Raw genomic sequence first — 12,980 nt, forward strand, 5'->3', positions numbered from 1 at the left:
CATGGTCGAGACTAGTTTGGGACGACGCTTGAGGCGGGCGCGGCGCAAGGCCAAATGCAATATCCATGCAGGGGTGCGCGAATGCACGTGAATGACATCAGGGTCGTATTTTTCAATCAAGCGGCGCAGCGGGGCGACTTGTAGCAGCGACAGCCAAGATTTCTTATTCATATACAGCTGATGGTAAATATTACCATCGCGCTTTAGGCGTTTGACCAAGTCATTTTCTTCATCGGCGCTGGCGATAATAATGGAAGTATGACCATTTTTAACCAAAGCGCGACCCAGATGAAAAATGCCGCGCTCGGATTCATCATGCTTTAAGGACGACAGTAAGCGCATAACTTTCATAATAGCGTCGGTCACCAAATAAGATATCAATCTGCTATTGTCAGTTAAAAGTGCCGAAAACTCAACCACCAAGGTAAAAAGATAAGGTCAGATTTGCCATGTTTTTTTTAGCTGAGAGTAAGATTTTTAGCTAAGTATAAGCAGTTGGCAGTAGGTAACGTTACTAAACTAGCGACGTTTTTGTAAATGCTCAGCATTTGGTAGCACTTGCTTTTCACTGAGATATTTCCAATAGCGCTGCGGCAGATATTGCTTATGTAGCCGTGGGTTTTTACGCTCTTTGATATTGACATTAGTAAAGTAGCCTTGCCAAAACTTTTGATAACGCTGTTCGTCCTTACTATGAATGCTGGCAGGATTACGCAGTACCGTATCATCTAGGTTAGTGATGGTTTGTAGGTCAGCAGGGCGCGACGGGGTACTTTTACTTTTGTCATAATAAATGCCATAGCCACGCGCCACATCATAAATCGCCCAATGCTGATCTTGATAACGCTGACGAAAATGCTCACCAATCAAAGGCAGTACATTAAAGTCAGGCTCAACGCGGGCAAAGTAGATATTGTCAGTGGTGTGCTCAAAACGCACAAAGGCTTCCATGCGGTGTTTTTCTCGGCTGACCGATTTGACGGTTTGTACCAATTCCAAAACATTCAAATTACCCAAATCTTGCATAATATGGCGGCTAGGGTAGTCAATGGCGTATTTAATTACTTGAAATAAAGTGGTGCCGATATGAGCTTTTTCTGATAAAAATCCCCAGAGGATATTGCGCATACCTGAACGACCTAAGAGTTTATGCAGCTTTATTAGTACGCGTTCGGCGTTGTCTGCATCCGTTGCTACGCTTGTTGCCTGTGCAATCAACGATGGTATATAGCAGTCGTGAGCAATTAGTTGTAGGGATTCATCGTCCTGTAACTTATTGGTATAGACATAAAATACGGCACTCAGCCAACCTTCAAAACTTGGCTCATAAAGCACAATACTGGGCGTTAAGTGACCGACAATGTAATCGTGACTTTGCATCAGCTGTGACATTTATGTTCCTATTTAAAATAGTGGCAATTAAAACCATGCCGACTAAAACCATGCTGATTAAAACAGCGCTAATTGACCGTTGCGTTGGTCTTTATATTTGGTCTGCGTTTGCGCCAGTACATATTGACGGAAATTATCACGGGTTAAATGCGCCAAATGCTCGTTTTTACCCGTTGTTGCGATAAAGTACTTGGCACGATTGACCGCCGCACCCATTTTTTTTAAATGATAAAGCGTTAACTGATTAAACTTACGCGCTTTGACTATCTTTTTAGCGGTTTTGGTACCGATACCGGGAATACGTACAATCATCTCGTAAGTGGCGGTTTGAATATTCACGGGAAAGTGCTCACGGTGGCGGATTGCCCAAGCAAGCTTTGGATCACAGTCCAAATCTAAAAATGGCGAGTCAGGCTCAACGATTTCGTGTGCGCCAAAACCATAAAAACGCATCAGCCAATCCGCTTGATACAGACGGTTTTCACGTATCATCGGCACAGGTGTCCCAATCGCTGGCAGGCGACTGTCAGACAACATTGGCACATAGCCTGAATAGTAGACGCGCTTCAAATCATATTGCTGATAAAAATGACTCGATAGCTGAATCACTTGCAAATCGGTCTCATTACTGGCGCCAACAATCATCTGACTGGTCTGACCTGCGGGCACAAATTTAGGCGTTTTTTTATGCGTTTTACGGCTCTCTTTGATTGTGATAATTTCAGTTTTAACGGTTTCCATTGGTGCTTTTAATTCATCATGTGACTTCTCTGGTGCGAGCAAGGCCAGCCCTGATTTGGTAGGTATTTCGATATTGACGCTAAGACGGTCGGCATAAAGTCCCGCTTCTAAGAGCAATTCTTTTGACGCGCCAGGAATAGTTTTTAGATGGATATAGCCGTTAAAGCGTTCACGGGTACGCAATATCTTGGCGACCTCGACCAAGCGCTCCATCGTATAATCGCCACTTTTAAAAATACCTGAGCTGAGAAAAAGCCCTTCGATATAATTACGGCGGTAAAACTGCATGGTTAAATCAACCACTTCTTCGACACTAAAAGCGGCGCGCGGGGTGTCATTGCTCTTACGAGAGGTACAATATGCGCAATCGTAGATGCAGTGATTAGTCAAAAGGATTTTAAGGAGGCTGACGCAGCGACCATCTTCGGTATAGCTGTGGCAAATACCGGTTGCTGAGGCATCACCAAGACCACCGCCTTGGTTTTTGCGCGTACCAGCGGAGGAGGAGCAAGAGACATCATACTTAGCAGCGTCCGCTAAGATATTGAGCTTACCTTGTAGTCGTTCATAATTGATGGTTGTCATAAGCGCGATTTACCAAATCATTTATTGGTATGTATTTTAGCAAAATTAGGCTTAAGTCATTGTAAAGGTAGGATAACTACATAAACAAGACGACAGCTAGTGTCGCTTGAAGACAAAAACTTTCAACAAGAGTAGTTGGAGATTCATACTTCTTTAAAATGACAAAAGCCTCGCGTTTGCAAGGCTTTAGAGTAATCATTTAGTAAAATATGACATTTTATAAGGTCGTCATTACTGAACCTTCGCACGTATAACGACGGTCTGAGCAGCATTTGGACTTAGATCAACCAAGTTCCATTTAAGACCAGAATAGTTTTCTTTTACAACCACGGTATTGCCCACTTGTTGGATAGTTTGATAGCTATCGCCACCAGTAGTCGCAAGCGTTGGCAATGGACTGTTTAATGATACCAGTTGCACGCCATTTGGCAATGACACCATCGCATTGACATCAGTAACAGGCTGCGCGGTGGTATTGGTATAAGTGGTGTGATATTCGATGACATCGCCAGGCGCGATATGATTGGCTGGTACGGCCACTTCACGACCGTCTTTATTTTTTAATATTTTCATGACTTTGGTTTGGGCATTAACCACACCAGGCGTGCTAAAAGTTGGGGTCAATTGCAGAGTATCTAAAGAGGTAGAAACGATTTGCGTCGTTGCCGGTTGATTAGTGACGACGGTGGTCGTTGGTGTATGGATGACGGGCAACTGGGTCACCGGCGTCACAGGCAAGACTTCGGTCACGCTGGTCGTTGGAACCGCTATGACGTCAACTCTGCTGGTTTGATTAGTGACTTGGTTGGTCACAGGTACGCTCGTGACCGTGGCATTGCCTTGAGTAACGACAGTATTAGCGCCTGAGCGAACCACATAACGGGGCGCAGTACTCACTTGTGTGCGGTAAAACGGCATACCATCTTGCATGGTGATGCCATTCGGCGTCGCAGTGATAACCGCTGTTTTGCCGTCTGAGTAACTTTCGACCACTGTGGTACTGCTGCTCACAGATGGTACGACCGTGACTTCAGGTGCAGCTTGGGCAGCAGTTAGCGTCAGAAAACTACCCGCTAAGACCATTGATATGGCTGTAGGAATAGTGTTTTTTTTAATGAAGGCGTGTTTAAGCGCTTTTTTATTCGTAGCCTGAAATGCTGGCGTATTGATAGGCGTGGTCATAATAGATTCCTTTAAAATAGCAGTAAATAAAGCCGCTAATGAAGTAGCAAAAAAACAAAATTTAAAAAATAAGGTCGAGAAAAACAACGCTTATATAAGAAAAAACCCCCGTTAAATGAGCATGTAAACCATGTCAAATAACGAGGGCAAAGGTACTTGAGATAGCCAACACTTGCTATCATTCCATCATTATTTTAGTCAAATACTTAGCATTTAATGTGTGAACAATTATGCGCTAAAACGAATTGAGTAAAAAAGCTGTATTGTGTAACTAATACTCTACTAATAATGACGTTGTGTACTATTTTTTGCATCTATCAGCTGCACTAAAAATATATAGTTGAATACAAATAAATCAGATACGTCGCTATCAAATCGTTCAATGAAAAGTTGTTTTTCTTGCGTGCTGTGCCTACGCCGACAGATGCTGCGAAAAACAACTTTTCATCTCGCTGTATCGTTTTTATATCTAATTAACTATACCTATCTACAAAAAAAGCTTTTGTTATCAAAAGCTTTTTTAAGGTGATCTATTTATCTACAAAATAACCAATATTAATCGTAAATCACTTTCATGATTTCATATTCGACTATGCCTTTTGGCGTTTCGATACGGGCTTCGTCGCCTTCAGATTTGCCAATCAAACCACGCGCAATTGGGGAGTTGACTGAGATTTTGCCAGCTTTAAAGTCAGCTTCGTCATCACCGACGATTTTGTATTGTTTTTCTTCTTCGGTATCCATATTTTCGATGACCACACTCACGCCAAATACCACTCGGCCATCATTTGGTAACGTAGTAGGGTCGATGACCTGTGCAGCGCCAAGTTTGGCTTCGATATCACGGATACGCGCTTCGCAAAAACCTTGCTGTTCGCGAGCGGCATGATATTCAGCGTTTTCTTTTAAGTCGCCGTGTTCGCGCGCCTCAGCGATAGCCGCTGTAATGCGTGGACGGTCGACACTTTTTAACTGTTTTAGTTCGGCTTCTAGGGCCGCATGTCCTTGTGGAGTCATGGGATAACGTTGCATGTTTTTTCCTTAAACCAATAACACGGGCACCATTTCATGATGAGATGGTGTCAGTGTTGTTGCAATGAGCATGTAATATAAAAAGAATGAGGTTGAGGCTGCGTCCTAAGTAACTGCACACTTAGCGATTAACTATCAGTACGGATACACTTACCGAAAAGACGCCTTAACCTTACGTAATAAAAAGCATAGTCGCAGTTCAGCCACTATGCTTTTTAGATTTATCTTTTAAAAACTTTGTTTTTCTAAAGTACAATTTTTTTAAGTACTATAGTCGTATAAAAACCAGACATAATTTTTGCCAACGCTTTTAAATAAGCGTCGCTATGATGCTTAATCTACTGAAATTATACCGCCAAGTCAATAGTGCTAAGCGATAGTCTTTGCTTGTTCATGCAAATCTTGTAGCTTATACACATCAAACGGTAGGTCAATCGCGTAAGATTTACAAACCGCATCTGCCGCGCCTAATGTCGTGACGTAGAATACTTTACCTTGTAGGGCGCTACGGCGGATAGAGAATGAATCCTCTTGCGCCTGTTTGCCTTCAGTAGTATTGATAATAAGGTCGATTTTGCCATTTTTCAAGGCATCGACGATATGTGGGCGACCTTCGGTGACTTTGTTAATTTGTTTACATTCAATACCGTTTTCCGCCAGTACTTTTTGCGTACCAGTGGTGGCAACGATGTTAAAGCCAAAATCGAGAAGCTGGCGAGCGATAGGAGTAACTTGTTCTTTATCGCTATCACGTACCGAGATAAAGACAGTTTTGGTTTCGCCCTCAGTTGGTAGACCTGGCAGGCGCTCATTACTACCGATAACCGCTTTGTAGAATGCTTCGCCAAAGGTTTTACCCACACCCATCACTTCACCAGTTGATTTCATCTCGGGGCTCAAGATTGGGTCAACACCCGGAAATTTAGCAAATGGGAATACCGCTTCTTTGACCGCATAAAATGACGGTACAATCTCAGTAGTAAAGTCTTGATCTTTCAATGACGTGCCAGCCATACAACGCGCCGCGACTTGTGCTAATGACGTACCGATACATTTAGATACGAAAGGTACGGTACGGGCGGCACGTGGGTTCACCTCTAGAATGTAAACCGTTTCGCCTTTTACCGCGAACTGAACGTTCATCAAACCGACGACGCCAAGCTCTTTTGCCATCGCCACGGTTTGCGCACGCATTTTATCGCAAAGCTCATCCGATAATGAGTAAGGTGGCAATGAACAAGCCGAGTCGCCAGAGTGGACGCCCGCCTGTTCGATATGCTGCATGATACCGCCAATCACCACGTCAGTGCCGTCACAAACACAGTCCACATCGACTTCGATGGCATCATCTAAGAAGCGGTCAAGGAGTACAGGCGCTTCGTTTGACGCTTGTACCGCCGTGCGCAAGTAATGTCTGAGCTCATCTTCGTTATAGACGATTTCCATCGCGCGACCACCGAGTACATAAGATGGGCGTACAACCAGCGGATAACCAACGTCTTTTGCTTTCACCAAACCGTCTTCTAAGCTTGTCGCTAACGCATTGGTTGGTTGCACTAGGTTCAATTGCTGAATCATATGCTGAAAGCGTTCGCGGTCTTCAGCACGGTCAATCGCATCAGGGCTGGTACCGATGATTTTGACGCCAGCAGCTTCAAGAGCGCGTGCCAGTTTCAATGGCGTTTGACCGCCAAATTGCACAATCACGCCATCAGGATTTTCGATACGGACGATTTCTAACACGTCTTCTAAAGTGATTGGCTCAAAATACAGACGGTCTGAGGTATCATAATCGGTTGAAACGGTTTCAGGGTTACAGTTGACCATGATGGTCTCATAACCGTCTTCGCGCATGGCAAGCGCCGCATGAACGCAGCAATAGTCAAATTCGATACCTTGACCGATACGGTTTGGGCCGCCACCGATAACCATGATTTTCTTATTATCCGTTGGATTGGCTTCACATTCGCTATCGTACGTTGAGTACATATAAGCAGTGCTGGTGGCAAATTCTGCTGCACAGGTATCGACGCGTTTATAGACTGGATAAACGTTCAAATCCCAACGCTTTTTGCGTAGTTGTTTTTGTGAGACGCCAAGCAGTTTTGCCAAACGTAAATCCGATAAGCCTTTACGCTTAAAGCTACGCAGATTTTGCTCAGTTAAACCGCCAAAACCTAAGGCTTTCACCTGTGCTTCGGTTTTGACGATGTCTTCAATTTGTACCAAGAACCATGGATCGATTTTGGTTAAGTTAAACACTTCATCGACGCTCATGCCGATACGGAAAGCATCAGCAATATAATAAATGCGTTCAGGCGTTGGAATGGTTAAGCGATTGTTAATCTCGCTACGGGCTTTCTCAATACTGACTTTTGATAAGTCAATTTGCTCATCAAAACCATCATTGCCGGTTTCCATGCCGCGCAGCGCTTTTTGCATCGATTCTTGGAAGTTGCGACCGATTGCCATCACTTCACCAACAGATTTCATCTGTGTTGATAACACACTGTCGGCTTGTGGGAATTTCTCAAAGTTAAAGCGAGGGATTTTGGTAACAACATAATCGAGCGCTGGCTCAAAGCTGGCTGGCGTTTTGCCGCCTGTGATGTCATTTTGCAATTCATCAAGCGTATAACCAATCGCTAGTTTCGCTGCGATTTTGGCAATCGGGAAGCCGGTTGCTTTTGATGCCAATGCTGATGAACGAGAAACGCGTGGATTCATCTCGATGACGACCATACGACCCGTATCTGGGTTGATGCCGAACTGTACGTTTGAGCCGCCTGTTTCTACACCAATCTCACGTAGTACGGCTAATGAAGCATTACGCATGATTTGGTATTCTTTGTCGGTCAAAGTTTGTGCTGGGGCAACCGTAATTGAGTCGCCTGTATGCACGCCCATTGGGTCAAAGTTCTCAATCGCACAAATGATGATGCAGTTGTCGTTTTTATCACGAACCACTTCCATCTCATATTCTTTCCAACCGATTAGTGATTCATCGATGAGTAGTTGATGGTTCGGTGATAAGTCAAAGCCGCGCTCACAAATCTCGATAAACTCGTCACGGTTATAAGCGATACCGCCGCCTGAGCCGCCCATCGTAAATGAGGGGCGAATGATACACGGATAGCCCATTTTTTCTTGGGTGGCAAAGGCTTCTTCCATGTTCTCAGCGGTTTCAGCACGTGGACATTCAAGGCCGATACGCTTCATGGCTTTATCAAACAAGTTGCGGTCTTCTGCCATCTCGATTGAGTCTTTGGTCGCGCCAATCAATTCACAGTTGTATTTGGTCAAGACGCCGTGTTTGTCTAGGTCTAAAGCACAGTTTAGCGCCGTCTGTCCGCCCATCGTTGGTAAAATAGCATCCGGACGTTCTTTAGCAATGATTTGCTCAACCGTCTGCCAGGTAATCGGCTCGATATAAGTCGCATCAGCCATGACAGGGTCGGTCATGATGGTTGCAGGGTTTGAGTTGACCAAGATGACGCGGTAGCCTTCTTCTTTTAGCGCTTTACACGCCTGCGCGCCTGAGTAGTCAAACTCACATGCTTGGCCGATGACGATAGGGCCTGCGCCAATGATAAGAATGCTTTTTATGTCGGTACGTTTTGGCATAGTTAGGGCTACCTTCGTTTGGGTGATATTTTGAGTAATCTGTATTTTAACGATATGTTCAATAACGCTTATCGTGTCTGCTAGGGTGCAGCTTGAACCACCATCTGTGCTTCAAGCTTTATATTGATTATTTGCTTACGGCTAATTATTGATAACTTACGCTTTCGCCGCTGCCATCATATCCGCAAACTTATCAAACAGTGGCGCAGCATCATGTGGGCCAGGGCTGGCTTCTGGGTGACCTTGGAAACTAAAGACTGGCTTATTGGTCAGCTCAATCCCTTGGTTAGTACCATCAAATAATGAGCGATGGGTCGATTTAACATTGTCAGGCAAGGTGTCTTCATCAACGGCAAAACCATGGTTTTGACTGGTAATCATCACTGTACCCGTGGCTAGGTCTTGTACTGGATGGTTGGCACCGTGATGACCGGTTTTCATCTTAATGGTGTTGGCACCGCTGGCAAGACCGATTAGCTGATGACCTAAGCAGATACCAAAGGTTGGAATGTCGGTTTCTTCAATGATATGACGGACCGCATCGATAGCGTAATCACAAGCCGCAGGATCGCCAGGACCATTTGATAAGAAGATACCGTCTGGATTCATTGCTAACACATCTGCAATAGGCGTTTGGGCGGGTACGACCGTCACATGACAACCGCGGTCTACGAGCATACGCAGGATATTGGTTTTGCTACCAAAATCGTAGGCGACAACGTTGTATTTTGAGTCAACATGGGTGCCAAGCTGTTTAAAAAAGCCGCCCGTACCGCTATCATGGCTGCCCGGTATATCGCGGTTGAGTAGTGTATCTGATAAATCCCAGCTGCCTGCTGTCCATTCAAACGTCTTCGGCGTACAGCATTCTTTTGCCAAGTCCATGCCTTCGATACCAGCGAATTCTTGCGCCAATTTAATCGCTTGCTGCTCATCTTCGCTGCTAATCGTTGCGCCGTTAGAAGCGGTCATGATACAACCGTTTTGTGCACCTTTATCACGTAATAAGCGCGTCAACTGGCGGGTATCGATATCAGCAATGGCGACCGTATCATGGTTCTGTAAATAATCCGTCAATGACTCTGAGTTACGGAAGTTTGAAGTGACCATCGTCGCGTCACGAATGATAAGCCCTTCAGCCCATACTTGATGGCCATTACCAGATTCGACATCTTCAGCGTTGGTGCCAGTATTGCCGATGTGCGGATAGGTAAGCGTGACCAGCTGGCGCGCGTAACTTGGGTCAGTTAGAATTTCTTGGTACCCTGTCATGGCTGTATTAAATACCACCTCACCGACACGATGACCAAGACTACCGATACTCAAACCGCGAAAAATAGTACCGTCTGCTAGTGCCAAAATTGCTTGTATTTCTGCCGATGAATTCAAGGGTTGCCTCCGCTGTTATGGGTGAGTGCCGTGATGTTTTATGATAAAAATTTTGTTCTAAAATGGCTTTTTAGAGGTATTTAAATAATGCTAAATACACATAAAAAAGGGCTGAAGCCAAATTTTTTCCACAAAAAAGCGAGAAGACATCATAGATGAAAAGGTACAGGATTCACTAAGGGTGAATGAGTAACTTGCATCATGTCCGCTCGCTTTGGCACAGATTTTGCGCATTATACTAGAGTTTTGCGTTAAGGGCTAGCATCTTATCTCTTCTGTTATTTCTAATGTCTGTATTTAGTGCTTTCAAATGGGATAAATAAGTGCTATTAAAAATTATAATGCACCGATACCCCATAATAGTCGGGTGCTAAATTGGTGGCGATGTGCACTTGGTCGTCATAATAGCTTTTGGTTAAATACATACTACTGGCAATTCCTAATGCTGCCCCTGCCACCACGTCGGCCACATCATGCTCATCGGCTTCAACACGACTATAAGCCACGAAACCTGCGCCAATATACGCAGGAATGCTATATTCTAAGCCATAGCGTTTATGGATAAAGCTGGCACCCTGAAACGCCATCGAGGTATGGCCAGAAGGGAAGGAATCCTCATCACGGCCATTGGGTCGCTCTTTGTCTATCACCGACTTTAGGACTTGCGTCGTAGCAACGTTGGTCGCAAATGAATAGTAAAATTGCTGACGACCCTCTTTATCATCCATATAATAAGTGCTACCGTAAGCAGCAGCTGGAATGGCAAAGGCCAGTACATCGCCTACCTTACTAGTAGTGCTACTGTCAGCGTGGGCAGGGATGGCAGCCATCAAGCTGGTCGATAATAAAACGATAGGGGCGTATTTTTTGCTGATCATCACTGCGATCCTAAAAAAGGTTGGTGAGCGTTGATTGTCTCTATAAAATTCTATAGTTATTTTATAGGGATAAATGGCATACGGCTTTATTCTAAATTCTAATTGCTCTATTGATTGGCGGCAGCATTATACTATAAAGTTTTTATCTTTCTTTACAACTATCATGCTTTAAGTCACATTTATTTGTGGCACGCTTTTTACCATATATAAACTTGTATAAAAATAACCACTAAGGATGGATGATGATTTATCAATATTTAGACAAAACGCCAGAGTTTGCCGTACCATTTAATGGTTGGGTTGCTGATACCGCACGGGTGATAGGCGATGTGTATTTGGGTCATCAAGCCAACGTCTGGTTTGGGGCGGTGATTCGCGGTGACAACGAGCGTATTCATATCGGTGATTATAGTAACGTGCAAGAAAACAGCGTCATTCATACCGATGCAGGGATTGAGGTTAAAATCGGCGATTACGTCACCATTGGCCATTTAGCGATGCTGCATGGCTGCGAAGTTGGTGATAATAGCTTGATTGGTATTGGCGCGGTGGTATTGAATAATGCCAAAATCGGTAAAAACTGTATCATTGGTGCCAAAGCTTTGGTCACCGAAGGTAAAGAGATTCCGGATAATTCGCTGGTGATGGGCGCGCCGGCAAAAGTGGTCAAAACCTTGAGCGATGAGCAGGCGGCAATGTTAAAACTATCAGCGCTGCACTATAGCGAACGTTGTCAGAAATTTAAAACCGGCCTAACAGAAATAGCGATGCCTGATTAATTGCTATAGATGTTAGAACAATAGGAGTCAGAGCAATTTTATAAAAAAGAGGATGGTTTTATAGTAACCCATCCTCTTTATAGATGTTAAATTATAGCTGTTTTTTTATGTTGTGATGCTTTTTATGCAAACGGTCGTTATGCCATTAGCATCATGATAAGCCAAATAACGGCAAAAATGATAATGCCAATAATCAGGCCGCGAAAGATATCATGGCGTATAGAGTGGTCACTAAGGTAACGATTATTACCCGTCTCGTCCATATTTAAGGCATTGACGCTTTCAGCACCGGCGCTTTTACCGACGATAAAACCCATTAACGCCCCCAAAACTAACATAAATGGGGTAAATAACCAAAATATCTCGCCATTGCCCATACCGGCGATTGAGCGAATAACAACGATGGCAAGGTCGATAAGTAAGCCGCCAAAACCATACATCAAGCCATTTAACAGCGCATAAAGCAGACGCTCTAAAGGCGATTGATAGCTTTTGCCTAACTGCCGTCGCCTGATTTCTCTGATGGAGCGGGCAGGACGTCGCGGTCGGTTGGACAAAGCAGTTTTATCATCAGGCGCTTTCATAAATTTCTCTATTGTTATTATCAAGCAGGCTAAAGATAAGCTAATGAGATATTAAAGTAAACAAGTTAGCATAATTATGTTCGGTAAACAGTAGACTTATAGCGCATGATGCAGCACATTTTATATTCAATATTTTTTCTAAAGCATTTTATAGTCAAAAAATTATCTCTTTAATAAACAAAAAATAAGGTTCCATTATGCAGGCAGCACCAGCAGAACAAGCGCCAAAAGAGTTGGCACTCTTTGATTTAGACCATACGTTACTTGACGTCGATAGCGACTATCTTTGGGGTGAGTATATCGTCAAGCACAATCTGGTTGACGAAGCCGAGTACCGTACCGCCAATCAAAAGTTTTATCAAGATTATATCGAAGGTACGCTTGATGCGACCGAATACAATGAGTTTGTCGCGCAATTTTTGAGTAGCTTGCCGATGGACAGACTGCATGAGCTACGCGAAGATTATATTAAGACAGAAATCGAGCCGCACATTCGCCCAAAAGCCATGGAGGCGCTCTGTCATCACGTTGAGCAGGGCCACGACGTAGTGATTATTTCTGCCACCAATGATTTTGTGGTGTCGGCGATTGCTAAGCGTTTTGGTATTGAAGATAGTAATGTACTATCGACACCACTTGAGATACAAAACGAGCGTTATACCGGTAAATTAACCGATAAGCCCAATTTTAAAGAAGGTAAAATCTACCATCTAGACAAGTGGCTTAATAAAAAGCAATTAGCGGGTATCACTTTTGATAAAACTTATGCCTATTCAGATTCCAAAAATGACATT

At 43.9% G+C, this 12,980-nt stretch carries 11 protein-coding genes; 2 read left to right on the forward strand and 9 right to left on the reverse strand.

The annotated features are described in order from the left end of the window. The 8 genes from V7D75_RS00460 to V7D75_RS00495 form a co-directional block, all read right to left on the reverse strand. Positions 1-351, reverse strand: a 351-nt coding sequence (locus V7D75_RS00460; RefSeq protein ID WP_333612956.1) for a glycosyltransferase, incomplete at its 3' end; no start/stop codon positions are given. 168 nt (positions 352-519) lie between these two features. After that, complete coding sequence (locus V7D75_RS00465; RefSeq protein WP_333612957.1) at positions 520-1,392, reverse strand: TIGR03915 family putative DNA repair protein; 873 nt, start codon at positions 1,390-1,392, stop codon at positions 520-522. 57 nt (positions 1,393-1,449) lie between these two features. Continuing rightward, a complete protein-coding gene (locus tag V7D75_RS00470) occupies positions 1,450-2,718 on the reverse strand; it encodes a putative DNA modification/repair radical SAM protein (protein WP_333612958.1) in 1,269 nt (422 codons plus the stop codon). Positions 2,719-2,949: 231 nt separating this feature from the next. Further along, positions 2,950-3,900: a hypothetical protein gene (locus V7D75_RS00475; protein WP_333612959.1), complete on the reverse strand. Its 951-nt coding sequence runs from the start codon at positions 3,898-3,900 to the stop codon at positions 2,950-2,952. A 555-nt stretch (positions 3,901-4,455) separates the two neighbouring features. Then, positions 4,456-4,932: a transcription elongation factor GreA gene (gene greA, locus V7D75_RS00480; protein WP_068408815.1), complete on the reverse strand. Its 477-nt coding sequence runs from the start codon at positions 4,930-4,932 to the stop codon at positions 4,456-4,458. Positions 4,933-5,301: 369 nt separating this feature from the next. Next, entirely contained in the window at positions 5,302-8,556 is a 3,255-nt protein-coding gene (gene carB, locus V7D75_RS00485) for a carbamoyl-phosphate synthase large subunit (RefSeq protein ID WP_333612960.1), read from the reverse strand. Between the two features lie 156 nt (positions 8,557-8,712). After that, positions 8,713-9,945, reverse strand: coding sequence for a glutamine-hydrolyzing carbamoyl-phosphate synthase small subunit (carA, locus tag V7D75_RS00490; protein ID WP_333612961.1), 1,233 nt, complete (start codon positions 9,943-9,945; stop codon positions 8,713-8,715). A gap of 329 nt (positions 9,946-10,274) precedes the next feature. Beyond that, entirely contained in the window at positions 10,275-10,823 is a 549-nt protein-coding gene (locus V7D75_RS00495) for a phosphatase PAP2 family protein (protein ID WP_198328060.1), read from the reverse strand. Between the two features lie 242 nt (positions 10,824-11,065). Here V7D75_RS00495 and V7D75_RS00500 point away from each other — a divergent pair, with 242 nt between their 5' ends. Next, complete coding sequence (locus tag V7D75_RS00500) at positions 11,066-11,602, forward strand: gamma carbonic anhydrase family protein (protein ID WP_333612962.1); 537 nt, start codon at positions 11,066-11,068, stop codon at positions 11,600-11,602. A gap of 137 nt (positions 11,603-11,739) precedes the next feature. Here V7D75_RS00500 and V7D75_RS00505 read toward each other — a convergent pair whose 3' ends face one another. After that, positions 11,740-12,186 (reverse strand): hypothetical protein, encoded by a 447-nt coding sequence (locus V7D75_RS00505; protein ID WP_296193370.1) that lies wholly within the window; start codon positions 12,184-12,186, stop codon positions 11,740-11,742. Positions 12,187-12,383: 197 nt separating this feature from the next. On the opposite strand from V7D75_RS00505, the gene V7D75_RS00510 reads away from it, so the two are divergent. Continuing rightward, positions 12,384-12,980: HAD family hydrolase (locus tag V7D75_RS00510; RefSeq protein WP_333612963.1), on the forward strand; the 597-nt coding region annotated here is incomplete at its 3' end.

The organism is Psychrobacter sp. (assembly GCF_036731945.1).
Taxonomy (GTDB): Bacteria; Pseudomonadota; Gammaproteobacteria; order Pseudomonadales; family Moraxellaceae; genus Psychrobacter.